General features: G+C 47.6%; 22 protein-coding genes, 1 other RNA gene and 1 pseudogene. 13 read left to right on the plus strand and 11 right to left on the minus strand.

Annotated features, from left to right (window positions below):
* Nucleotides 1-97: 97 nt before the first annotated feature.
* Complete coding sequence (locus CYJ98_RS09230; RefSeq protein ID WP_101755652.1) at nt 98-895, plus strand: factor H-binding protein; 798 nt, start codon at nt 98-100, stop codon at nt 893-895.
* 89 nt (nt 896-984) lie between these two features.
* Here CYJ98_RS09230 and asd read toward each other — a convergent pair whose 3' ends face one another.
* Complete coding sequence (gene asd / locus CYJ98_RS09235) at nt 985-2,100, minus strand: aspartate-semialdehyde dehydrogenase (protein WP_101755651.1); 1,116 nt, start codon at nt 2,098-2,100, stop codon at nt 985-987.
* A gap of 241 nt (nt 2,101-2,341) precedes the next feature.
* On the opposite strand from asd, the gene CYJ98_RS09240 reads away from it, so the two are divergent.
* Both CYJ98_RS09240 and CYJ98_RS09245 read left to right on the plus strand, forming a co-directional pair.
* On the plus strand, nt 2,342-2,929 hold the full coding sequence (locus CYJ98_RS09240; protein ID WP_101755650.1) for an RDD family protein: 588 nt from the start codon (nt 2,342-2,344) through the stop codon (nt 2,927-2,929).
* A 90-nt stretch (nt 2,930-3,019) separates the two neighbouring features.
* Nucleotides 3,020-4,342 carry a murein transglycosylase A gene (locus CYJ98_RS09245; protein ID WP_101755649.1) on the plus strand — a complete coding sequence of 441 codons (1,323 nt, stop codon included), beginning with the start codon at nt 3,020-3,022 and terminating at the stop codon, nt 4,340-4,342.
* A 106-nt stretch (nt 4,343-4,448) separates the two neighbouring features.
* Here CYJ98_RS09245 and rnpB read toward each other — a convergent pair.
* The 7 genes from rnpB to CYJ98_RS09280 all read right to left on the minus strand — a co-directional run bounded on the left by rnpB (nt 4,449) and on the right by CYJ98_RS09280 (nt 8,572).
* Nucleotides 4,449-4,810, minus strand: an RNA gene (gene rnpB / locus CYJ98_RS09250) — RNase P RNA component class A.
* 53 nt (nt 4,811-4,863) lie between these two features.
* Complete coding sequence (locus CYJ98_RS09255; protein WP_101755648.1) at nt 4,864-5,574, minus strand: hypothetical protein; 711 nt, start codon at nt 5,572-5,574, stop codon at nt 4,864-4,866.
* A gap of 54 nt (nt 5,575-5,628) precedes the next feature.
* Entirely contained in the window at nt 5,629-5,862 is a 234-nt protein-coding gene (locus tag CYJ98_RS09260; protein WP_101755647.1) for a methionine-binding protein, read from the minus strand.
* 13 nt (nt 5,863-5,875) lie between these two features.
* Nucleotides 5,876-6,460 (minus strand): Holliday junction branch migration protein RuvA, encoded by a 585-nt coding sequence (ruvA, locus tag CYJ98_RS09265; RefSeq protein ID WP_101755646.1) that lies wholly within the window; start codon nt 6,458-6,460, stop codon nt 5,876-5,878.
* Nucleotides 6,461-6,558: 98 nt separating this feature from the next.
* On the minus strand, nt 6,559-7,278 hold the full coding sequence (locus CYJ98_RS09270) for a septal ring lytic transglycosylase RlpA family protein (protein ID WP_101755645.1): 720 nt from the start codon (nt 7,276-7,278) through the stop codon (nt 6,559-6,561).
* Between the two features lie 48 nt (nt 7,279-7,326).
* Nucleotides 7,327-7,791 carry a tRNA (uridine(34)/cytosine(34)/5-carboxymethylaminomethyluridine(34)-2'-O)-methyltransferase TrmL gene (gene trmL / locus CYJ98_RS09275; RefSeq protein ID WP_036492475.1) on the minus strand — a complete coding sequence of 155 codons (465 nt, stop codon included), beginning with the start codon at nt 7,789-7,791 and terminating at the stop codon, nt 7,327-7,329.
* 64 nt (nt 7,792-7,855) lie between these two features.
* The gene (locus CYJ98_RS09280) at nt 7,856-8,572 is read right to left on the minus strand and encodes a ComF family protein (RefSeq protein WP_101755644.1); all 717 of its coding nucleotides are present in this window, start codon (nt 8,570-8,572) and stop codon (nt 7,856-7,858) included.
* Here CYJ98_RS09280 and bioH point away from each other — a divergent pair.
* The 8 genes from bioH to CYJ98_RS09320 all read left to right on the plus strand — a co-directional run bounded on the left by bioH (nt 8,571) and on the right by CYJ98_RS09320 (nt 20,351).
* Nucleotides 8,571-9,317 (plus strand): pimeloyl-ACP methyl ester esterase BioH, encoded by a 747-nt coding sequence (gene bioH / locus CYJ98_RS09285; protein ID WP_101755643.1) that lies wholly within the window; start codon nt 8,571-8,573, stop codon nt 9,315-9,317. The two genes, CYJ98_RS09280 and bioH, sit on opposite strands and share 2 nt — an antisense overlap.
* Nucleotides 9,318-9,409: 92 nt before the next feature.
* The gene (locus CYJ98_RS09290) at nt 9,410-13,348 is read left to right on the plus strand and encodes an AAA domain-containing protein (protein ID WP_101755642.1); all 3,939 of its coding nucleotides are present in this window, start codon (nt 9,410-9,412) and stop codon (nt 13,346-13,348) included.
* Nucleotides 13,348-15,393, plus strand: coding sequence for a PIN domain-containing protein (locus CYJ98_RS09295; protein ID WP_101755641.1), 2,046 nt, complete (start codon nt 13,348-13,350; stop codon nt 15,391-15,393). Before CYJ98_RS09290 ends, CYJ98_RS09295 begins: the two co-directional genes overlap by 1 nt.
* A complete protein-coding gene (locus CYJ98_RS09300; protein WP_101755640.1) occupies nt 15,386-15,883 on the plus strand; it encodes a hypothetical protein in 498 nt (165 codons plus the stop codon). Before CYJ98_RS09295 ends, CYJ98_RS09300 begins: the two co-directional genes overlap by 8 nt.
* A 40-nt stretch (nt 15,884-15,923) precedes the next feature.
* On the plus strand, nt 15,924-17,036 hold the full coding sequence (locus CYJ98_RS09305) for a hypothetical protein (protein ID WP_101755639.1): 1,113 nt from the start codon (nt 15,924-15,926) through the stop codon (nt 17,034-17,036).
* A 4-nt stretch (nt 17,037-17,040) separates the two neighbouring features.
* Nucleotides 17,041-18,876: an AAA family ATPase gene (locus CYJ98_RS09310; protein ID WP_101755638.1), complete on the plus strand. Its 1,836-nt coding sequence runs from the start codon at nt 17,041-17,043 to the stop codon at nt 18,874-18,876.
* Entirely contained in the window at nt 18,876-19,460 is a 585-nt protein-coding gene (locus CYJ98_RS09315; protein WP_101755637.1) for a 4Fe-4S single cluster domain-containing protein, read from the plus strand. The genes CYJ98_RS09310 and CYJ98_RS09315 overlap by 1 nt, the downstream gene beginning before the upstream one ends.
* Nucleotides 19,461-19,544: 84 nt before the next feature.
* Nucleotides 19,545-20,351: a class I SAM-dependent methyltransferase gene (locus CYJ98_RS09320; protein ID WP_101755636.1), complete on the plus strand. Its 807-nt coding sequence runs from the start codon at nt 19,545-19,547 to the stop codon at nt 20,349-20,351.
* Nucleotides 20,352-20,419: 68 nt separating this feature from the next.
* On the opposite strand, the gene CYJ98_RS09325 is transcribed toward CYJ98_RS09320, so the two are convergent.
* The 3 genes and pseudogenes from CYJ98_RS09325 to CYJ98_RS09335 form a co-directional block, all read right to left on the minus strand.
* Complete coding sequence (locus CYJ98_RS09325; protein WP_003686612.1) at nt 20,420-20,668, minus strand: BolA family protein; 249 nt, start codon at nt 20,666-20,668, stop codon at nt 20,420-20,422.
* A gap of 125 nt (nt 20,669-20,793) precedes the next feature.
* On the minus strand, nt 20,794-21,123 hold the full coding sequence (locus CYJ98_RS09330; protein ID WP_094192864.1) for an FKBP-type peptidyl-prolyl cis-trans isomerase: 330 nt from the start codon (nt 21,121-21,123) through the stop codon (nt 20,794-20,796).
* Between the two features lie 138 nt (nt 21,124-21,261).
* A pseudogene (locus CYJ98_RS09335) lies at nt 21,262-22,437 on the minus strand (cytochrome-c peroxidase).
* 381 nt (nt 22,438-22,818) lie between these two features.
* Between CYJ98_RS09335 and efeU the strand changes: the two are divergent.
* Both efeU and efeO read left to right on the plus strand, forming a co-directional pair.
* Complete coding sequence (efeU, locus tag CYJ98_RS09340) at nt 22,819-23,652, plus strand: iron uptake transporter permease EfeU (protein ID WP_004519216.1); 834 nt, start codon at nt 22,819-22,821, stop codon at nt 23,650-23,652.
* Nucleotides 23,653-23,664: 12 nt separating this feature from the next.
* On the plus strand, nt 23,665-24,831 hold the full coding sequence (gene efeO, locus CYJ98_RS09345; RefSeq protein WP_049333129.1) for an iron uptake system protein EfeO: 1,167 nt from the start codon (nt 23,665-23,667) through the stop codon (nt 24,829-24,831).
* Nucleotides 24,832-24,860: the final 29 nt, after the last annotated feature.

Genomic DNA, 24,860 nt, shown 5'->3' on the forward strand with positions numbered 1-24,860 from the left:
TATTCAAAATGCTTGATTTTGACAAAAATCATTTATTGTTCATTTTTTTAGGTATATGATAAATATCATACCAAATAAAAAAGGAAAGGAAAAAATGATGAGAACCCTCCGCATTTCTGCTTTGACTGCTTCCCTGTCTTTGATGTTGGCTGCCTGCGGTGGCGCAACAAGCGGCTTGTCGAATGCCGTGACCGAGCCGCTCAATCCGCATCCGAAAGGCGTGTTGTCCGTTGAATTGAACGAATCCGTCCCTGAAAACGGTACGTTGGAGCTGACGGCCAACGGTAAAAAGCAAACCCTGAAAAAAGGCGACAAACTCGATACCGGCTTTTTGAAAACCGATAAAGTATCTTCTTACGACTACGCCCAAAAAATCAAGGTAAACGGCAAAGTCATCACTTTGGAAACGGGCGATTTCCAAGTGTATAAACAAAATTATTCCAATGTTGCCGCGCGTTACGCCAAACAAAAAGCCGATGACGCAGGCAAGCTGCAAAACCTCGATATATACACATTCACCGTCGGTGAAGTCCAAGGCGATGAAACAGCGTACCGCAATTTGCCCAAACAAGGCAGCTATCAGTATTCGGGCATCGCGTTTAATGGCGACGACCGCAGCGGCCGTCTGAAATACACCGTAGATTTCGATAAAAAACAAGGTTACGGCAAAATCAGCAGCATGGCTTCCCACAATAATGTCGACCTGCTTGCCGCAGGTATTGCCAATAACAATGGTAAAGCCGCCATCAGCGGTAAAACCAGTTTGAACGGTATCGAAAACGGCCGTTATGATTTGAAACTCTTCGGCCCGCAGGCTGAAGAAATTGCCGGTAAGGCGCAAATCAAAGTTGGCGATTCCACCAAAGAAATCGGTTTGGCCGGTAAAAAAGAATAGGAAACAAGGCCGTCTGAAAGGTTCAGACGGCCTTTTTCTGACAAAAAAAGCAACGGCTCAAACCGTTGCTTTTTTCATGCCAACCTAAATTACAGGCTGCCCAAGATAATGCGCAATACGCGGCGCAACGGCTCGGCAGCACCCCACAAGAGTTGGTCGCCGACAGTGAACGCGCTGATGTATTCGCCGCCCATCTCCAGTTTGCGGATACGGCCGACAGGAACAGACAGCGTGCCGGTAACTTTGGCAGGAGTCAGCTCGTGGATGCTGGCTTCTTTTTCGTTAGGGATGACTTTCACCCAGTCGTTTGCGCCTGCCAAAATCGCTTCGATTTCGGAAACAGGCAGGTCTTTTTTCAGCTTCAGGGTGAGGGCTTGGCTGTGGCAGCGCATAGAGCCGATGCGTACGCACAAACCGTCGATTACGGTCGGATTGTCGCTGCGGCCGAGGATTTTGTTGGTTTCCACGCCGCCCTTCCATTCTTCTTTAGACTGGCCGTTGCCCAAATCCACGTCAATCCACGGAATCAGGCTGCCGGCGAGCGGTACGCCGAAGTTGGCTTTCGGATAGTCTTCGCTGCGCAAGAAATCGGATACTTTGCGGTCGATGTCGAGAATCGCGCTGGAAGGATCGGCAAGCTCGTCTGCCACTTTGGCGTAAATCGCGCCCATGCCGCTGATGAGTTCGCGCATGTTTTTCGCACCTGCGCCGGAAGCGGCTTGGTAGGTCATGCTGGTTGCCCATTCGACCAAATCATTTTGGAACAAACCACCCAAAGCCATCAACATCAGGGAAACAGTACAGTTGCCGCCGATGTAGTTTTTCACGCCGTTTTTGAGGCCGTTGTCGATGACGTTGCGGTTGACAGGGTCGAGGACGATAATCGCGTCGTCTTTCATGCGCAGGGAAGAAGCCGCGTCAACCCAGTAGCCGTTCCAGCCGCTGTCGCGCAGGGGTTGGAAGACGGATTTGGTGTAATCGCCACCCTGACAGGTAACGATGATGTCCATTTTTGCCAATTCGGCAACATCGTTGGCATCCAACAATGTTTTGGCTGCCTGACCGAAATCAGGGGCAGCGCCACCGACGTTGGAAGTGGTAAAGAAAAACGCTTCGGGAATGTGGGCGAAGTCGTTTTCTTCTTTCATACGCTGCATCAAAACAGAGCCGACCATACCGCGCCAGCCGACGAAACCTACTTTCATGTGCTACTCCTTGAGAAGAAAATCCGGATAAGTTTATAGTGCATTAACAAAAACCGGAACGGCATCGCCTGCCGCTTTGTTCAGACTTTTGTTAACCCACTATAACAAAGGGGAAAACAAACGTTTTAACGCCGTCTGCGGAAAATGTAAAGGTTTTTATCGAAATTTTTTAGAATGATGGAAAAATAGGTTAAGATGGCAATGAAATTGCATCTCATTGAATAGCACAGAGGAAGATTAAATGAGCGAAATCAATTTGTCGGATTTGCCTAAAACAGAAATAGTAGATGTCCATATTGCTTCAGTATGGTCACGGGTCGCGGCATATTTGTTGAATTATTTATTTAATGTAATTATTTTTTTACCCTATTATTATATTTTATATACTGAGACAGCAGCAATTGCCAAGCAGAAAAATATTTCTTTTACACAAGAGCTTATAATAAGTGTCAGCGAGCGGGCCGATATGACACAGATGCTAGGATTGACCTCTATCGTATATTTAATTGTCGGTATTGTTCAGCTTTATTACATGAGCCGCTATGGTCAATCCTTGGGTAAAAAGATCATGGGTATTCGTGTATTGAAAAGCAATGGCAGCAATCCGGGTTTTCTTGGTACGGTATTGGTGCGAGAAGTTGCATGGGGCTTAATTGTACTTGCCATTGTGTTTGCTGCATACTTTGTATTAAAAGGAAACATTTTAATTTATTCACTACTGATTACACTGATCAACTTTATTATGCTCTTCTCGGTCAAACGCGACCGCCGCACGCTCTACGATATGCTGGCCGATACGGTTATCGTCCAATTGCCGCCGCGCCGATAAATCGCTTTTTTGTGTTAAAATCAGCACTTTCCAACATAGGCCGTCTGAAAAAATAGCTTTCAGACGGCCTTTCGACACGCTATTGATTCCATGAAAAAACATCTGTACCGCATCACGCTCGTCAGTATTGCCGCAGCCATTCTTGCCGCCTGTCCGAGCAAAAGCATTAAAAACCTTCCCGAAACCGACACCAGCGTTATCAAAGGCCCTGACCGCCCCACTGGTACGCCCGATCCCGTCGGTACGACAGTGAGCGGGGGAGGAGCAAACTACACCGTAGTTTCCTACAACGAATTGCCGCACTGGGACCTCCAACACTTTACCAAAAGCCTGCAGTCTTTCCGCTTAGGCTGTGAAAAACTTAAAAACCGTCAAGGCTGGCAGGACGTTTGTATCCAAGCCATGCAGACGCCGGTGCACCATTTCCAAGCCAAGCACTTTTTCGAGCGCTATTTCACCGCATGGCGCGTCGATAACGGCGGCAATCCTGCCGGCACCATTACCGGCTATTACGAACCGGTCCTGCACGGCGACGACAAGCCTACAAGCCAATCCCGTTTCCCTATTTACGGCATTCCGAACGATTTCGTTTCCGTTCCGCTGGCTGCAAACTTGAGGGGCAGCAAAGCCACTGTCCGCATCCGTCAAACCGGCCCAAACAGCGGCGTCATCGACAACAGCGGCACATACACGGCCGATTTGTCCAGATTCCCGATTACAGCACGCAGCACCGCGCTGAAAGGCCGTTTTGAAGGCAGCCGTTTTGTTCCTTACTACACCCGCAGCCAAATCAACGGCGGCGCGCTTAACGGCAAAGCGCCGATTTTGGGTTACGCAAATGATCCGGTCGAACTTTTCTTTATGCACATTCAAGGTTCAGGCCGTCTGAAAACGCCGTCCGGCAAATACATCCGTGTCGGATTTGCCGATAAAAACGAGCATCCGTATGTTTCCATCGGCCGCTATATGGCGGACAAAGGCTATCTGCCGCTGGGTCAGACCAGCATGCAGGGCATCAAGGCCTATATGAAGCAAAACCCCGGCCGCCTTGCCGAAGTTTTGGGGCAAAACCCAAGCTACGTTTTCTTCCGCGAGCTGACCGGCAGCGGCGATTCCGGCCCGGTGGGCGCATTGGGTACGCCGTTGATGGGTGAATACGCCGGTGCCATTGACCGCCACTACATCACGCTTGGCGCACCGCTGTTTGTCGCCACTGCCCATCCGATCACCAAAAAAGCCCTCAACCGCCTGATTATGGCGCAAGATACCGGCAGCGCGATTAAAGGCGCGGTCCGTGTGGATTATTTCTGGGGCTATGGCGACGAAGCAGGCGAAGTGGCCGGCAAAATGAAAACCACCGGCTATGTATGGCAGCTTCTGCCCAACGGCATGAAACCGGAATACCGTCCATAAACAGCGGTTTAAAAAAAGCCGTCTGAAACCAAGATTCAGGTTTCAGACGGCCTTTTTATTTCGATAAAAATGCGGCAGGTTTTAAAAACCTGCCGCGGTATGGGGACATACAGCTCGGACGGTAAGCCGGGTTCTGTCGCGGACAGTCATTCCTCTAGGCACATCATTGCTGGTGTGCTCAAGCAACCTACCCGAACGCTCGGCGAGCAGCGTCATCGCGTTCTGTTTGGTCTTGCTCCGAATGGGGTTTAGCCTGCTGCGCTTTGTTACCAAATGCACGGTGCGCTCTTACCGCACCTTTTCACCCTTACCTGTTTTGCCCAAAGGCAATCATCGGCGGTATTGCTTTCTGTTCCACTTTCCGTCGCGTTGCCGCGCCCGGCCGTTAGCCGGCATTCTGCTCTGTGGAGCCCGGACTTTCCTCCCCGTATGCCTTACGCGATACGCGGCGACTGTCTGTCCGACCTGTATGAGGTGCGGATTATAACACAGCCGCCATAAGGTTCAGACGGCCTAAATATTTATTTTTTCTTTTTAAATGCTATTTCGGTCAAACCCAATTCCTGTGCTTTTTTGCGGACTGCGGATTCGGGCATTTCGCGTGCCAGACGGCTGGTGCAGTATTCGGTCATGGTGGTGGCGCAGGCTTTGAAGTTGCCGGTAAAGTCGCTGGCGGCACTCAAAAACGGGATGAGGCGGCCGGCCATGATTTCTTCGGCCGGTGCGTCTGTTTGGGCGGATACGCGTCCGGACTCGACCGCCGAGAAGATTTGTTCGGTAAAGCGTCGGGCGAAGTTTTCTTCTGTTTGGCAGTCTTGGAATGCGGTGTTTTCATGTTGGCAGACAAGGGTAACTTCGCCTTCTGCTTCTTGCAGCGGTTCGGCCAAATCGAGTTTGAGGGTTTGCTTGTCGGTTTGCAGCCAGGCGGTGCGGCCTTGGGTTTTGATGATTTTGCCGTAAACGCCGATGGCATCGTTTTTAGGGATGTTTTTCTGTTCGGCAAGTTGCTGGGCCGAGAATAAGGGGGCTTGTTCGGCAAATGCGCCGCCGGTTTCGTGTTTGAAGTAGGCGGCGAGGTCTTGTTTGATGAGGGCTTGGGTCAGCAGTTTTTCGCCTTCGGTCAGGCGGTGTGCGAAGCCGTGTGTTTTGGGGGCGGATGCGGCATCCGTGGTGGTCTTGGTGTCCGGTGTGCAGGCGCTCAGGAGTAAAAGCAGGGGAAGGATGTATTTCATGGTTGGTCTCTCAACAGGCCGTCTGAATATATGGTTTCAAACGGTCAGCGTTGTTTATCGATAACGATAAACCCGGCGGGGATAAACGGGATAGGCCGGGTAATTGCGGACGGGTTCGCTGTCTTGATAGATGACGGTCATCCCGGGCGGGGCGTTGATGGTCACGGTTTTGTTGACGGTGGTTTGCGCGTGGACGGGCAGGTCTAAGACGGCAGTGCGCCCGTACGGAGTCTCGGTATAGACGCACGCGTTTAGAAGCAAGGCGGCACTCAGGACGGCAGTTTTCATGTTTCAGACGGCCTTATTTGAGCAGGTTTTTTAAGGCCAGGCGTACGCCTTCGCCGACTTCCGTGCCTTTGGGAATGCCTTTGGTGGCGGCTTTGGCTTCGCGTTCGTTGTAGCCGAGGGCAAGCAGGGTGTTGATGATGTCTTGGCTTTCGTCGGCAACGGTATCAGGGGCAAACAGGCCGTCTGAAACGGTATGGGATACGAGTTTGCCACGCAGTTCCAACACCATGCGTTCGGCGGTTTTTTTGCCGATGCCGGGGGCGGAGGAGAGGCGTTTGACGTCTTCTTCGGCGATGGCTTGCGCCAGCTCGTCGGCATTCATGGCCGACAAAATGCCCAATGCGGTTTTGGCACCGATGCCGCTGACTTTGACCAGTTGGCGGAAGGTGGCGCGTTCCTCGGCCGAGGCGAAACCAAACAGCAAATGCGCGTCTTCGCGGACGACAAGCTGGGTGTAGAGATGGACAGTTTCGCCAACGGGAGGCAGGTTGTAGAAAGTCTGCATGGAAACGTCGGCTTCATAACCGACGCCGTTGACGTCGATAACGACCTGCGGCGGATTTTTTTCAATCAATTTGCCTGTGAGCCTGCTGATCATGGTGTTCCCTTGTGATTAAAAAAGGCCGTCTGAAACCTTGCAATCGGGTTTCAGACGGCCTTGTATTGTATCAAACTTCAGCGCTAACGCGGACGAAATCAGATGGCGGACACCAGATTCAGATGACGGGAGCGTTCGCCTGCTTCGGCGGCACGTTCTTGGCTGCTGAACGGACCCATTTTGACAACGTATTCGTAGTTGCGTTTTTCCAGCATGACTTTGCTGTCTGACGGCAGGCTTTGTGCGGCTTGGTTCAGATAAGCCTGCGCTTCGCGTTGGGTACCGAAGGATTTCAAATCAACAAAAAATTCTTTGTTGTTTGGGGAAATAATGGTTTGAGCGGCGGTTTGGCCGGGGATGATTTGCTCAACTTTGACGTTGGCCGTACCTTGGTTGATGAAACCCAATTGTTGGGCGGCGGCGCGGGAAACATCGATGACGCGGTTGCCGTGGAAAGGGCCGCGGTCGTTGACACGGACGATGACGCTTTTGCCGTTTTGCATATTGGTCACGCGTGCGTAGCTGGGAATAGGGAGGGTTTTGTGGGCGGCGGAGAGGGCATTCATATTGTAACGCTCGCCGCTGGAAGTTTTACGGCCGTGGAATTGGTTGCCGTACCATGAGGCTTTGCCGGTTTGGCTGAAAGAGGAAACTTGGGTTAGCGGCGTGTAGCGTTTGCCGGCAACTTTGTAACTGCGGTTGGCAGAAGGATGCAGTTTTTCGACTCGGACCACGCTGTCGGCAACGGCGGCATTGATGGAAAGGACGCCGATGGTGGCGGCGGCTAAGGAAAGGAGGGTTTTTTTGGTAAAAGTCAAAACGGGTTCCGTTCTTGAGTTGATAACGCAGCGGTTTCAGACGGCCTGTTATACGCCGCCGGCAAAACCGTTTTGTCGCCATGCTTCAAACAGAATAACGGCGACGGTATTGGAAAGATTCATGCTCCTGCTGCCGGGCATCATCGGCAGGCGGATTTTTTGTCCGGCAGGCAGGCTGTCGAGAATTTCGGCAGGCAGGCCGCGCGTTTCGGGACCAAACAGCAACACGTCGCCTTCGCGGAAGGAAACTTCGTCGGGGCGGGTAGAGCCTTTGGTGGTCAGTGCGAAAATGCGGCGACCTTCGAGTGCCTTGAGGCAGTCTTCGAAATTCTCATGTACCGTCAGTTTGGCAAACTCGTGATAATCCAAGCCCGCGCGTTTCATTTTGGACGAATCCAGAGGGAAACCAAGCGGCTTGACCAAGTGCAAATCGGCACCGGTATTGGCGCACAGGCGGATGATATTGCCCGTATTGGGCGGGATTTCGGGTTGGTACAAAACTATGGTAAACATATAAATCAATCACTTATAGAGTGGCATAATGCCGAAATGTTCCATGGGTGTCAAAAACTTTAAGCTATTTTTTCATTGGCGGCCGCGCCAAAGACCAACAACAAATCCGGCCTGCGCCTGATTTTTTCAGCGTTTTCGCCAATTCGTCCAAAGTCGAGCCGGTGGTAAAGACATCGTCAATTAACAGAATATTACACGCCTTCGGTAATTCGGCTTTGATTTTAAATGCATTCTTGATATTTCTCCGACGTTCGTCGCTTTTCAGCGTACTTTGCGGCTCGCCATGCCGTCTGAAAACCGCGTGGCGCGGCAGCAGCGTCCAGCCGTAGCGTTTTGCCAAAATATCCGTCAAAGCCTCGCTTTGGTTGAATCCGCGCTTGAGCCGCCGCTCTTTGCTCAAAGGCATGGGCAGGACGAAATCGAAGTGTTCCGTCGCCAGCCAGTCCGGTGCGTTTTGGCACATCAAATCCGCCAACGGACGGCTCATGCCCAAATCCGCCAAGTGTTTCAGCTCGCGTATCATGCTGCTGACGGGTGGTTCGTAATACAGCGAGGCCCACATTCTATCAAATGCGGGCGGCTTTTTCTGACAACTGCCGCACACTGCCCCGCCTGCGATATAGCGGAAACACAAAGGGCAGCTTTGTGCCGCGTCGATAAAATATTCCGTCAAATCGTTTGCGCAGCCTCGGCAAAGGCCGTCTGAAACGGAATCGTGGCATAATACGCAACGTCGCGCATTGAGCCGTTTCAAACTGCGCCACCAAGAAAGAACATTCATGCCACACTCCGCCAAAAAAGTTTATCTGATACACGGTTGGGCGGCGAACCGCCATGTATTCGACGATTTGATACCGCGCCTGCCTGCCGGTTGGGACGTCCGCGCGCTTGATTTGCCCGGACACGGCGATGCGCCTTTTGCCGAACCGTTTGATATTGCCGCCGTTGCCGAAGCCTTCGCCGGACAAATCGACACGCCGGCACACATTCTCGGCTGGTCGCTGGGCGGACTGGTTGCCCTGTATCTGACCGCGCTTTATCCCGACAAAATCCAATCGCTCTGCCTGACGGCAAGTTTTGCCCGATTGACTGCCGACACGGATTATCCCGAAGGCTTGGCACAACCTGCCTTGGGCAAGATGGTCGGTGCATTTCAGCAGGATTATGCCAAACATATTAAACAGTTTCTACAACTGCAACTGCTGCACACGCCCCATTCCGGCGAAATCTTAAACCGGGTGCTGCCCGATTTGGCACGCTGCGGCACGCCATCCGCCTTACAGGCCGCGCTTGAAGCGGTCAACCATGCTGATGCGCGTCCGCTGTTGCCGCTGATTCAGACGCCGTCATTGCTGGTGTTTGGACAGAAAGACGCCATCACGCCGCCGCGCATGGGCGAATATTTACACCGCCATTTGAGCAACAGCGAGCTGGTCCTTATCGACAAAGCCGCACACGCGCCCTTTTTAAGCCATGCCGACGAATTTGCCGAAATTTACCGCGGTTTTGTTGAGAAGGTTGTCTGAAAAATATCTATATTACAAAATATTAAAATACAATTGCATTGCAATTTAGATAAGTTTTATCTTTAAATTTTATCTTAAAGGGACTATTAAACATGACTGGAAAGACTGTTTATTTTCGCCTACCCGAAACCGAACAAAAACATAAAAATTCTGTAACACAAGAAATGCTCGGGAAAAGTATTTCCCGTGCTTTTCGTTCCTACAAAGCGCAATTTCCGCAATATTCAAGCAAAGAATATGAAACTGTTGCGAAACAGTTTTGCGAAGATTTCTTCTTAGCCGATGAAGCAATAGTTGCTAACTTTGCCAATCTTTCTTTGCAAGATAATTCGGAAAAAAAAATTTCTTTATCTATTCGAATTTCTTCCCATCCTGTTTTCAATCAACATATTCCTCATAACATCGCGGTAGCAGTTATTGGATATTGTCCGACAGCAACTGTTAGTCCTGTTTTTATTCCTGAACGAGTATTTCTCACACATGGAGGAATGGATGCGACTGCTTATGAAAAGCAAGTTGAAACTCATTTTTATCAGTTACAGGAAAATTCATATCCGCCTCGTAGTCAACCTAATTTGCTTTCCTCTGATTTTACAAAATCCCTACCGGCATATGCCGCTAAAACTAAAGAACGCTTGTCGGGTTGGTTAGACTTTTTGACCTTTAAAAATAAGTTAATCAAACACAAAACTCAGGGGTTACGATACCTGCATTGGCAGTTCAATGAACAAACAGGGCAGGTACACTTTTTGGTCATTGCGGAAGATGAACAGGTATTGAAAAAAGCACGTGCCGCATTTAGCCGTCAAAACCTGCATGCTTTTAAAAGAGAAACTTCCGATCAACCCTTCCGTTTTTTACTACCTCAAAAAGACGCCTCGCGTGTGGAGAGTGCTTTCTCACAATTAGGGCAACTTGCGAAAGACGGTGTCAAAATTATCCAATTCAACCATTCCGATAAAGCAAAGGTGAAGGTTTGTGAGGATTATCGTAAAGCGTTGCAACAAGAAAATGCAGGTGAAAAAAATCAATTTGATTTCAGCAAGGCGGTATTTGCCGATGTTTTTGTCGATATTTCCGAAGAGTTGAACAATAAAATTTCTCAATTTGAAGATAATACCGATTCAGATAAGCAGGACGGTAACCAACATTCCCGCCAAGATAAAATTAATCATTTGTTCCGAAATCTTCCCAAAAACGGTTTCTTGTCTATTTCTTTAGTCGGCGATTTAGCATTGATTGAGCGTCATCGCCGGGCGGTAAAAAACCTGCAACAAAATGAAGGTTGTTATGCGCCGTATCTTTCAAGTTATCTGTTTGATATTGAAAATGCCAACCGGCCAAACGAGATTCCCGAAATTACCGAATGGGAAAATAAGAGTTTAAATGACAAACAAAAATCTGCCGTACAAAAAATGCTGGCGGCACCTGATATATGTTTGATTCAGGGGCCACCGGGAACCGGCAAAACCACGGTCATCGCCGAGGCCTGCCTACAATTTGCCAAGCGCGGAGAAACGGTCTTGCTTGCAAGCCAAGCTCACGACGCATTGGATAATGCTTTGTCGCGCCTGCAAAACCATCCTGAATTAAGGGCTGTCCGTTTAGCAAAAAGTGCCAACCGCATTACGGAAGAAGGTAAACAATTTACCGGCGAAAGTATATTGAGCAAACATTATGTATCGTTGCGCAATTATGTAGACAAAGAATACCTGCAACCGTTTAATGAGTTGTCGGGTGAAACTGAAAAACTGCGCGAATGGGTACGACAGGCTGAATTTGTGGCACATGATTTGCAACAGCTTCGTGCAGAATACCGTACCAATCAAGGTCGTCTGAAACAAGCAGAGCAGGCACTTATCCAAGCCAAAATTGAGTTTGATGAACAGCAGGATATTTTCAGACGACATAGCCGCGATATAGAAAACATTGCACAGCTTATCGGCTTACTCAATGAGAAAAATTCCGGTGAAGCCTTGCGTAACAGCGATTTTGTTTTACCCGAAACACTTTATCCATTAGTAGAACATCTTACCAACCTTGAGCATTTGCATATCAACCAACCGTTTTCTTACGAGCGGTTTCTTGCTGAAAGCGAAAACCAAGCTGCCATTCTTTATGCACTGATTCAACGTTATCAGCGTATCCAGGCAGTTTTGCCGAAAATGGAAGCAGATTTAGCACGATTGAACAGTGGCAATGGCACGATGGGGACAGATACGAAAACATTACTGGAAATAGAACGGTTACAGCAGGAAATTACTGACATCAAAAACAAAATGGAAATGGAAGAAGACGACAGCGATAAGTTTTACGCCCAATGGAAAGAAAAGCGAAAAGAATTAGGTCGTCTGAAAGATAAACCATCGGACGGTCTAAATCTCGAACCTTACCAAATTTTTAACGATGCAGAACGTTTTACGCAAAATAATCCTGCAATGCTCAAACCGTTGCTGATACAGCGCGTTCAAAATCTAACCATATTCCAACAGCAATATCAGACATTGGTACAAGCCACAGTTTGGGATTTGAACAATCAGTTGCAAGGCTATGATTTGCAACCGCCAAGTGATAAAACCATGCAGGAAAAGCAAGCTGACCTTGAGTCACTAGAAGAGATTAAATATCAAATTACCGAACGAGGTCGTCTGAAAAAACAACAGTCAGCACAAATACTTATCGATGGCGGGTTTTCTGCCGAAGCAGACTTTTTGGCAGAATTTGCCACACAGCAAAGCCGTTTGAACTTATTAGAAAGAGAACTGCAAACCCTGCAAACACAAAACCAAGATTTTATGCCTTTATTCTCCCGTTGGCAGGAAATCCTGAAAGAGCCGGAAAAAAGAGCGGAAAAAGATTGGAGCGAATTGGAAAAGCCATTTGTGGAAAGTTGCAATCTGGTTGCCATTACCTGCAACGAAAACGAGCGGACACTAACCGATAATGATTTTGACGGTTTTGATGTAGTCATTATCGACGAGGTATCCAAAGCTACACCGTTGGAAATGTTGCTGCCTCTTATGCGTGCCAAAAAAGCCATTTTGGTGGGTGACCATCGTCAATTGCCACCGATATTCAATGAAGCCGACGGACTGACATTTGAAGATGAAGTCGAACAAAACGAAGCACAGGAAAACAAGCAAGATTCCGATACGGATTTGACCGAGGATAATCTGCATAAATTCGAAAAAATGGTCACGGCGAGTCTGTTTAAAGAATTGTTTGAAAAGGCACCGGAAAGTTTACGCGAACGCTTAAATATTCAATTTCGTATGCACCCTGACATCATGAAGATGATCAACTACTTTTATGAAGGGCAATTGACCTGCGGCAATCCGGATGCCGAACGGCCTCATGGGATTGAGTTTAAAGGACTATTGTCCCAAAAAGACCATGTGCTGTGGATTGATACGACAGATGATGAAAAAGGAAAGCGTTTTTCGATTAATGACGGGCAAAGCAATATCAACGTATTAGAGGCAAGAATGATTGCCAAAACATTGGTGGATATGAACCGTCAGCTTGAGACATTGGGTTATGGCAAGGACAACAAAATGAAAGTAGGTGTCGTTTCATTTTACCAGCCTCAATGCCGCGTCATTCGTGATGAAATCCGAAAAATCAATAAAGATAAATTATCGTTTTCCGCCATTGATGTAGAAATCAATACGGTTATCCGCTATCAAGGCAAAGAAAAACCGATTATTTTACTAAGCCTGGTAAAAAACAATGGTGGTGATAGAACACAAAAATTCCGAGCCGGCAGAGCAAACATTGCCCGTTTTGAATTTATCAATGTGGCAATGTCTCGCGCACAAAATCTTTTATTGATATTCGGTGCAAGAAATATGCTGGAAAACCGGGAAGTCAAACTGCCTCGAATGGATAAAGCAGGATACGATAAAAAAATGGTTTATAAGAATATGTTCAAATATTTAGAACATTGGGCAGAAACAGGCGGAATTTGCGATGCGAAAGAATTTTCCGCCATCCTGCCAAACATACAACCTCAGCAAAAAGGGCGTAGATAATGGATAAATTGCTGGCAAAAAAGACCTTTTCCTATCCGATTTACCGCGCGGATACAGAGTATCGCTACCGTAAAATTGGTACGCCGACCGTATTTGCCGAGTTGTTGATGGGTCTTGCCCATAATGATTTTCCTCAGTTGACAAATAACAGTTTGGCACAGATTGCCAATGTGCTGAAACTGGATTTCACCTTTGTCCGCTATACACTGGAAAATCTTAATGATACGGTACTGATCGAACATATTGACTTACCCAACAAGAAAGATGATTTAGACAAGTTACCTCTAATCGATTTAAAGCTGACCGACAATGGTAAAAAGTTTTACCGTGAGAAAAAAATGCCGGGGCGGCGTAGAACGGAAAATGCTGAATTTTGGTTTAATCCATTATTGAATGAATATGTCGGCAAACCAAAACAGAGCGCAAGCAACGTAGAATATGTTGAACTGAATTGTTCCCTTTTCCCTGTTGATGAAGCTTTATTGCAGCAATTGAGTGGGCTGGAGTCTACAAATCAAAAATGGTTTGATGCCGAAACCGAATTGGAGCATGACGGCATCAGTGTAACGCGCGATGAAGATACATCTTTACCGCAAACCGTCCCTGTCAAGCTCACGCTGGATGGCAACCGTTATTTGAATATTGACAGCTCAGACAAGCTGTTTTCCCAATGGATAAATACGCGCGATCCGCAAGTCATCAAAGAGCATTTGCTTAAGCCTATGATTTCCAACGCTAAGAATGCACTCCAAGGCGAGGCATTCTTGTATTACCCTGAAAACGACTTACTGTCATTAGTTCTGGCGGATCAGGAATCCGATATACGTCAAATCAGCGATGCGGTTGAAGTCAAATTCAATGGAAATCAGGAAATTGACGATAAAATGCCGCTGATTGTCTTCGCCGATATTGCCGAAGCCAAATTAGACAGTAAACATCTTTCCATTCCTGCCGAAGCCAAATTAGACGGTAAACATCTTTCCATTCCTGCCCTGTTAAAAGATTCAGACGGCCTGACCCGCATATTTTTCCGTTTTTCGGATAATACGCTTTTTGTGGAGAAAACAGGTTATCTCGAGTGCTATTTCGATCATCAGCCGTATCTGTTACCGGCAAAAATTTTATATCAAGAATCTGAAAATTGGCTTGCCAACCTGCTCGCCCTTTCTCAGCCAAATATGGCAGTTTTGGCATTTATGGCAAATTTTGTCCCCGCAGCCGATATTCTGAAAAAGTTACCTGAGATGACGATAACTCAGGCATCTGACTTTGCAGAACTCATCAAAAAGACTTGGAACAAGCCATTTAAACCCGAAGGTTGGGCGGAAATGATCAAGCCGCTTAACAATGAAGATGACTTGAGACAATTTACAGAATACTTTCCAAAAGTGGAATTGGGTTTGGCTCGACTGTCAGCAGAAGCGCAACGGCAAGCCTTTGATTGGGCTGTCAATAATGAAAAATCGACAGTGCATAAAATTCCCGAATTGTCCGAACTGCTGGCGTTGCACAAAGCATTAGGCCGTCTGAATCCCACCGCATTGGAATTAAAGGACATCAAGCCGAATAGCCTGGAAAAAATCAGTCTATGGCAGAAAAACGTCGAAGAAATCAACCGCACTTTTCCTGCAATTTCCGCTTCAAACGGCATTGCCAAACTGTCGGAGCAGCTAAAACAATGGCAAACAGCGGTATTCCGACTTTTCGAACCCCTAGATGAAACTCGGAAATTTGCCGTATTGGATACCAACTTTGTCCGCAACCGTCCTGGCAGTCTGTCTGTAATCCAAACGGAAGGCACGGTAATCCTTCCTCAAACCGTGTTAAACGAATTGGATTATCAAAAAGAGAAGTTCAAACGGGATTTAGCTACCGCCAAACAAACCTTAGTGGAAAAAACCGAGCAATGTGAAGCCATTGTTTCAGTCGACATTGATGCACAAATTGCAGATTGCGATGCCCGTTTAGGCCGTCTGAAAGCAGAGTTAGATGCGGTCAGAACGCAATTGACCCAATTAAACGACAAGGAAAAGCCAAATGGCTAAAAAGAACAAAAACAAGCAAAAACAGCAAAACCAAATTGACGGACAAGCCAAACCGGCGGTAGAAAAATCGCCCGCAAGGCTGGCATTGGAGAAACAGCGCGATGAATTGAATGCGCAAATCCTGCAAGTCCAAAACCAAAAATCCAAATGGGAAAAGGAAAAACGCGATTTGGATTTGAAGCGGCAGCAGGCAGAAAAAGAAAAAATCCAAGCGGAAAAAAGCGTTGAGCGGTTGGAACGGGAAGCCGCAGAAATACGCGCAGCTATACGCAAGATTGAAGAATTGAAACTGGCGCAGCATACGGAATCTGCCGAACCAGGAATTTTGGCATTGATGGGTACAAAAGCAGACGGGCAGAACCGCAACGGACAAAACGATCAAACCATCCTGGCTGTTGCCGCACGATATAAATTGAATGATGTGGTACTTTATACAGAAGATAAAAACCTTAAAAATCACGCTACGGCTGTCGGAATTAAAACCATCTGAACCGTAACATCGTCTGAAAACGATTTAGGAGACGAATAAAATGAGTCAAATCAGCGAAAACCGTTGGCAATTGGAACGCGAACGGGAAATCCGCGAAGCCGCACGCAAGGCAAGGGAAACCGAAATCAACCAAACAACGGAAATTTATCTGCGCCGTTACGAACAGCAGCTAAACGATTTGGAAAACAGCGATCTGGCTGAATTTGCTTTGCAGAACATCGCTACCATACGCACTGAGATTCAACGGGTACGACATATGAACGCCTATGACGGCCGTAACCGCAGTTTTGCTATTGGTCGGCTTGTACAAGCCATACGTTACGAAGCACAGGAAAACAAAAGGGTAGCGGAAGAACACCAACGTCTGTTGCGTGAAGAGGCGGAACGTGCGGCGGAACGTTTGCGTGCTGAAATAGAAAACGTATGGATACAGGAAACAAGTAATTGGGAAAATAAGCAGGCACGAAATTTGGCATTCAAACCTTTAGCAATAGTTCGAAAACGTATTACGGAGGAAAATCTAAGTATTGCTGACATAAAATCGGCGATTCGCGAAATTAAACAATCGGCAGAACAACAAGCCGAAGAAATTCGAAAAAATTTTGCTAAAACCGTACAAGACGAAGTTGCACAAACACAAAAGTCCGATCTTTTAAAATTTATTGAAACCGCCAATCTGCCACAATCGGAATCCGAGCGGTTAAAACAAAAAATAGAGCAAGAAAATCAAAAGGATTTGACAGAAATCATCCAAGAAGCCCACCAAATCGAAGATACGGTGATTGAAAACGAAGCAGTCCGTAAGGAAATGGTCAAAGCCGTATATCAATCGCTGAAGCAAGCCGGTTTTACGGTTTTGCCACCGGTCAAACAAGGTGTAGGCGAAGACAGCGTCGTTGTCATCCAAGCAAGCCGCCCGCAAGGAAACCAGGCAAAATTCCGTGTACGTTTAGATGGTGCGGTTCGCTATGAATTTGATAACTATAAAGGGCAGCGCTGTAAAGAAGATATGCAAAAAGTATTGCCGAAACTATCCGAAGTTTATGGTGTAAATTTATCTGATGAACGTGTTCTTTGGGAAAATCCGGATGACGAACATGCCGATGCCAAACCCATCAATCCAACACATACGGCAAAATCGCACTTAAGGTAAAAAAATGAACGAATATATCAATACATGGCTGGAAAACTTTGAACGTCAATCCATAATACGTCGGGCTTTAATCATCAGCGGAAACATCATTGACTTAGGTTTCAACCGTTATAACAAATTAATGCCGATAAACAGAATTATTGAAGAAAGTTTAAAAGCACAAGGTTTTGAACAGGTTGTATTTTACTCCCGTTTGAATGGGATATCGGGTGTTTCCTCGCAAGAATGGGAAGGATTGAACCGGCTCGGTATGCAGACCGAAGTTGGTGAGGCTTACGATTTTGACGATGACGGTGAAGATAATAAAGTAATATCTGGACGCATTCCCATTCAGCCTCAGGATTTTTTTGCTACCGTTGAACAAGTCATGACCAAAACACAGAAAAAAGCCGCCTTTATCGTAGATTGGTCAAATTATCTGTTTGGGCAAATCAATGCCTTGAGTGAAACGGAACGAGCTTGGTTGCAACAAATCGCCACTGGCCTACGGGATGCCGAACAAATAACAACCGCAGAAGCGATGGGCCAACCGCAAAGCCTGTTGGTTTTTCTGTGCTCGGGCAATACCGCCTTACCGCCATCCGTTTATCTGAACAATCCTTTATTTGCCGAAATAACCATTCCCCTACCTAATATTTCCGAACGCGAAGCCGCTATTTTGGCAAGACAAACACAATGGAAGGTTAGTGATAATTTGAGTGCGGGAAGTCAATCGTTGGCAGATTTTGTTACGTTAACCGATACTCTGACTTTACGCGATATAGATAACCTTGTCCGTTTATCCAGGCAACAGCAGACATCTATCAATATACAGAATTTAGTATCGCTGTACCGTTATGGTAAACGTCAATCCCCTTGGGAAAAACTGAATTATCAAAGATTGAAAGATGCCCAAATCACGCTTCAAAGACGAGTCAAAGGACAGGAATCGGCAATTGGAGCCGTAAACAAGATTTTGATACGAGCCTATACCGGGCTTTCAGGGTTGCAGCATTCAGTTAAAGCCCGTACACCTAAAGGAGCGCTGTTTTTTGTTGGACCGACAGGCGTAGGCAAAACCGAATTGGCAAAATCATTGGCACAATTTCTATTTGGTGATGAGGATGCCTGCATCCGCTTCGATATGTCGGAATTTAATCACGAACACGCTGATCAACGATTAGTCGGCGCACCGCCGGGATATGTCGGTTTTGAAGAAGGAGGTCAATTGACCAATGCAGTGAAAACACGCCCATTTTCCCTACTCTTGTTTGATGAAATCGAAAAAGCCCATCCGCGGATTTTAGATAAATTTCTACAAATATTAGAAGATGGTCGATTGACCGACGGAAAAGGCGAAACCATTTCTTTTGCCGATACCTTTATCGTTTTCACTTCCAATATCGGTGCGGCTAATATTCGGTCTGACGAAGATAATAAAGAAAATATTGCAGAACAATTTAAGCAGGCAGTGCAATCTCATTTTAGAGACGAACTAAACCGCCCAGAATTATTAGGACGTATAGGCGATGCAAACATTATCCCGTTTAACTTCATACAGGATGATGCTGTATTAAAAGATATAGCCCGCGCAAAACTTAAACCATTGACAGGCCGTCTGAAAGAAAAATGGGGGCTTGAAAAACTGGTATTTGAAAATGAGGATAAAGCACTAGATGCATTAATCAAACAAGTAAATTATCAACACGGGGGGCGTGGCGTATTAAACGTTTTAACAAAATATTTATTCGACCCACTGGCAGAATTTCTCTTTGAGCGAGTAGAACAGCCCCATAAATTAAAAGGCAGGACATTAAAAGTCTTGCAGGCAGGAAAATATTTTGATTTCGAGTTGGAATAATGCACTGGCTGAATATATCCCATATTGTTGAAGCTACCGAAGCCGAAGGACCAGGTCTGCGTTTTGTAATTTGGGTTCAAGGATGTCTGAAACGGTGTAAAGGTTGTTGCAATGGTGAATTACTGAAAATAAAACCTGCCCACCTTATGCGATCGAATGAAATCATTCAATTACTTAAAAACGCAACGGAAAAATATCCACTAGAGGGTCTTACCTTTCTTGGTGGAGAGCCTTTTTTACAAGCTGAAGGATTAGCCGATATTGCCGAGGCCGCACATAATCTAAATCTATCCGTAATGGTTTTTTCCGGCTACGAATATACCGAACTGTCAGAAAATAAATTTTCAGGCAGCAAAAGGCTATTAAACTCTACAGACCTATTGGTCGACGGAGAATTTGATAATACACAAATAGAAACAACAAGAAATTGGGTGGGTTCGACAAACCAAAAATTCTATTATTTGACAAATCGTTATTCAGATGGGATTGAGACTCAAGAATTATCGGTAACTAATGAATGGAGAGTGGATAGTTGTAATAATATTCAAAGTAATGGATTACCTGTTAAATTTTATCCATATTAATTTAACAACATTAAAATAATACATTTTTACCTATTATACGAAGACTTATACTATAAAATTATAAATAAAAAGGTCGTCTGAAACATGAACCCCCAAGACAAACGCTGGCAGATTCACCGCCATCTCGCCCAAGACACCGACGAGCGCCTGCAGCTGGTCCGCAATGCACCCAAACGCATCATGCTGATTGGTGCCGATGCCGACATCAGCCGCAGCCTGCTGGCCGCGCGTTATCCCGACGCCGTGTTTGAAGAATACGATCCGAATGCCGACTTTTTGAAAACCGCCGCCGCCGCGCGCAAAGGCGGTTTCTGGCAGAAGCTGACCGGTAAAACCATTCCGCAACATTGCCAAGCCCTGACTGCGCCGCTGCCTGAAGCATCCGCCGATATGCTGTGGGCCAACCTCAGCCTCAGCCGCGCCGACGATATTTTGCCGATATTAAAAAACTGGGCCGCCGCTTTGAAAACCGACGGATTATTGTTTTTCACGCACTTTGGCCGCGACAGCCTGACTGAGCTGACAGGCCGTCTGAACCATGAAGGCATCGAATGCGAAGCGCCCACGCTGATTGATATGCACGACTTGGGCGATATGCTCGCCGACAACGGCTTTTACGATCCGGTAACCGACACGGCCAAGCTTGAGTTGAGCTATAAAAAAGCCGGGACGTTTTGGCAGGACATGGAAACCTTGGGATTGTGGAATGCGTTGAAGTTCAGCAATCCGCAAGCGGCCAAGGAAGCTGTGGATAAGATTTTTGCCAACGAAGGCCGTCTGAACATCACGCTTGAAACCGTGTACGGCCATGCCGTGAAGAAATTGGTGTTGCCGCAAGGGGAGAACGTGGTGCAGTTTTTCCCGAAAAAACAGATGCAGGCCGGAAGCTGAGGCTGCTTGGGGGTTTGAATGCAAAAAGGCCGTCTGAAGTTTCAGACGGCCTTTTGCTTGATTCCGAATTAAGCCTGTTTGGCCGCCCATTCGGCCGGCGTGGCGGCAACGGAAATCGACAGCGCGTGCAATTCGTTGCTTTCGAGTTGCGGCTTGAGGCCGTCTTTAATCAGGCGGTGGCGGGCGAGGCGGGCTTTGCCTTCAAAGGAAGAGGAAACGATTACGGCGAAGAAGTGATGGCCGTCGCCTTCGACTTCGACGTGTTCGCAAGGGGTAACGCCTTCAATCAGGGTTTTGACTTGTTCGGGTAAAAGCATGAGGGTTCCTTGGGAAATGGTTTGTTTGTAAAACAGGCATTATACCGAATCTTGATAAAAACAGGCCGTCTGAAACCTGAAAAACAGGGTTTCAGACGGCCTCGGCCTTTGGAAGCGTCAAATGCTTATTCGTACACTTTCAGCAGCTCGACTTCAAAAATCAAAGTCGCGTGCGGAGGAATCACGCCGCCGGCACCGTGTGCGCCGTAGCCCATTTCGGAAGGAATGGTCAACTTGCGTTTGCCGCCTTCTTTCATGCCGCCGAAGCCTTCGTCCCAACCTTTAATCACTTGGCCGACGCCCAGGGTGATGGTCAGCGGTTGACGGCGGTCGAGGCTGGAGTCGAATTTGGTACCGTCTTCCAGCCAACCGGTGTAATGTACGGTGATTTCTTTGCCTTTGACGGCTTCTTTGCCGTGGCCTTCTTGCAAGTCTTCAATAATCAGGCTCATGATGTTCCTTTCGGATGTATGGTGAAAATCGGCTCAAGATTACCATATTGTGCGCAATCGTGAAACAAAGCCGCCCATATGGCCGGCAACAAAAAGGCCGTCTGAAACGGATTTTCAGACGGCCTTGTTTTATGCTAACCCTTATTTGTTGTCAGGTTGGGATTTGACATCGTGGGAGACGGGCAGCTCAGGCATGGTTCGGGCAGACTCCGGAACATTGCCGGAGAGGGCTTTCAAGAAGGCAACGATGTTTTCAGTGTCTTCCGGAGCCAAGGTTTTACCCAATTGTGCTTTCGCCATGATGTTGACGGCTTTATCCAGTTCCCAAACGCTGCCGTTGTGGAAGTATGGGTAGGTGCGTTCGACGTTTCTCAAGCCGGGAACGCGGAAGAAGAATTCGTCTTCGGCTTTTTTGGTTACGTCCGCACGGCCTTTGTCGTGTTTAGGATCGTCGATGTGTTTCCAGTAAGGACCGTCCACCAAGCCGAATTTTTGGAACATGGTACCACCCAAGTTGACACCGTTGTGACAAGCGATACAGCCGTTGTCCATAAATGCGCGTACGCCTTTGCGTTCTTGTTCGCTCAGGGCAGATACGTTGCCTTTCAGGTAGTCGTCCCAACGGGTCGGGGTCAGCAGGGTACGTTCAAACGCGCCCAATGCGGTGGTGATGTTTTTGAAGGAAACCGCGCCGTCTTCAGGGAATGCGGCTTTGAATTTCTCTTGGTATTCAGGAATACCGGCGATTTTGGCAACAGCATCGGCCTCGGTCGCGTTGGCCATTTCAACCGGGTTGAGCAATGGGCCGCCGGCTTGTTCTTCCACATCGGCTGCACGGCCGTCCCAGAATTGGCTGCCTAACAAGGCGGCATTCAGAGCAGTTGGGGAGTTACGGCCACCGAATTGGCTTTTGTGGCCCGCGCTGGTCGGCATGTTGTCTACGCCGGCAGTTGCCAAATTGTGGCAAGAGTTACAGCTGACGGTGTTGCCTTTGGACAGGCGGTTTTCGTATCAAAGTTGTTGGCCGAGTTTGACCTGTTCTTCAGTAAACGGACGAACTTTTTGCATTTCGGCTAAGTCAGGCAAAGGTTTGAACGTAGCTTGCGCGCGTTCCAACAGGGCTTTGTCTTCGGCAGAAATATCGGCGGAATTTTGAGGGGCCGAAACGGCGGCGGTGCTTGCGGCAGTATCGGCAGCGCTCGCGGCAGAAGCTGCTTGAGGGGTTTCGGTTGTTTGAGCCGTTTTCTCGCCGCAGGCGGTCAGCGCGGCAGAAACGGCCAAAGCCAAAGCGATTTGGTGGAGTTTTAAACGTGGCATAGGAGGGTTCCTTTGTTATGCGTTTGTTATGTCATGGATTGCTGATTGCACCAGCAATATGCCAACTATAAAAGATAAGGCGGTTTTAATTTTTGTTGTAAATCAACCTTTTAAATTTGATAAATTTTGAAAATATAACCGATAGAGAATTTTATACTATGAAACTTTTTTATTGTTTTTTTACAATTAGTTAATGTTTTTAAGGCCGTCTGAAAAAACAAAATTCAGACGGCCTTTTAGTTTTTATTGATTACGTTCGTTATTTTATTTTAAAAAATCTTAATAATTATAGGATTATTAAAAAATGAAAATAATTTGCGTTATTAAGCGTAAAGCGTTATAAATGCGTTAACAAATGAATGTTTCACTTTAGAGTTTTTTATGCTGATTGCTTTTTTGATTATGCTGCGCGAGGGCATCGAAGCCGCCCTGATCGTCGGCATTGTTGCCAGTTTTTTAAAACAGTCGGGACACAGCGAGCTGATGCCGAAGGTTTGGCTGGGCGTGTTTTTGGCTGCGGCCATGTGTTTGGGTATCGGTTACGGCATTCATTCCGTTACGGGCGAGATTCCGCAAAAAGAACAGGAATTGGTGGTCGGCGTCATCGGCCTGGTGGCCGTGGCGATGCTGACGTACATGATTTTGTGGATGAAGAAGGCCGCGCGTTCGATGAAACAGCATCTTCAGGATTCTGTTCAGACGGCCTTGAACCACGGCAGCGGCCAGGGCTGGGCCTTGGTCGGCATGGCGTTTTTGGCCGTGGCGCGCGAAGGTTTGGAAAGCGTGTTTTTCCTGCTTGCCGTGTTCCAGCAAAGCCCGACGTGGTCTATGCCGATAGGCGCGGTATTGGGGCTGCTGGCGGCGGTTGTCATCGGTACGCTGATTTATCAGGGCGGTATGCGCCTGAACTTGGCGAAGTTTTTCCGTTGGACGGGCGCGTTTTTGATTGTGGTGGCGGCCGGTCTGTTGGCCGGTTCGTTTCGTGCGCTGCATGAGGCTGGCGTATGGAATGCGATGCAGGACATCGCTTTCGACACCTCGAAATATTTGCATGAAGACAGCCCTTTAGGCGTGCTGCTCGGCGGTTTCTTCGGCTATACCGACCATCCGACCGAAGGCGAAGTCCTGATTTGGCTGCTGTATCTGGTTCCCGTCATGATTTGGTTTTTGCGCGGCAGCGCTCCGGCAAAAACGTTAACTAAATTAACTAAATAAGAAGGAAGTAAAATGAAAAAATTCAATCTGACTGCTTTGTCTGTAATGCTGGCTCTGGGTTTGACTGCGTGTCAGCCGCCTGAAGCCGAAAAAGCCGCGCCTGCCGCTTCAGGTGCATCCGCTGCCGCCAATGCCGACGGTTCGGTCAATATCGGTGTGAACGATACTGCCTGCGAACCGATGGAATTGACCGTCCCCAGCGGCCAAGTCGTGTTCAACATCAAAAACGACAGCGGCCGCAAGCTGGAATGGGAAATCCTGAAAGGCGTGATGGTGGTGGACGAGCGTGAAAACATCGCCCCGGGTTTATCCGACAAAATGACCGTTACCCTACTGCCGGGCGAATACGAAATGACTTGCGGCCTGTTGACAAATCCGCGCGGTAAGCTGATTGTTACCGACAGCGGCTTCAAAGACACTGCCAACGAAGCGGATTTGGAAAAACTGTCCCAACCGCTCGCCGACTATAAAGCTTACGTTCAAGGCGAGGTTAAAGAGCTGGTGGCGAAAACCAAAACCTTTACCGAAGCCGTTAAAGCCGGCGACATTGAAAAGGCCAAATCCCTGTTTGCCGCCACCCGCGTCCATTACGAACGTATCGAACCGATTGCAGAGCTTTTCAGCGAACTCGACCCCGTCATCGATGCGCGTGAAGACGACTTCAAAGACGGTGCGAAAGATGCCGGATTTACCGGCTTCCACCGTATCGAACACGCCCTTTGGGTAGAAAAAGACGTATCCGGCGTGAAGGAAATTGCAGCCAAACTGATGACCGATGTCGAAGCACTGCAAAAAGAAATCGACGCATTGGCGTTTCCTCCGGGTAAGGTGGTCGGCGGCGCGTCCGAACTGATTGAAGAAGTGGCCGGCAGCAAAATCAGCGGCGAAGAAGACCGTTACAGCCATACCGACTTGAGCGACTTCCAAGCCAATGTGGAAGGCTCCAAAAAAATCGTTGATTTGTTCCGTCCGCTGATCGAAGCCAAAGACAAAGCGCTGTTGGAAAAAACCGATGCCAACTTCAAACAGGTTGAAGACATTTTGGCGAAATATAAAAAACAAGATGGCTTCGAGCTGTACGACAAACTGAGCGAAGAAGACCGCAAAGCCCTGCAGGCGCCGATTAATGCCTTGGCAGAAGACTTGGCCAAACTGCGCGGCATTTTGGGTTTGAAATAAGATAACGTGTTTTCAGACGGCCTTTGGAT

The organism is Neisseria perflava, from assembly GCF_002863305.2.
Classification (GTDB): Bacteria; Pseudomonadota; Gammaproteobacteria; order Burkholderiales; family Neisseriaceae; genus Neisseria; species Neisseria perflava_A.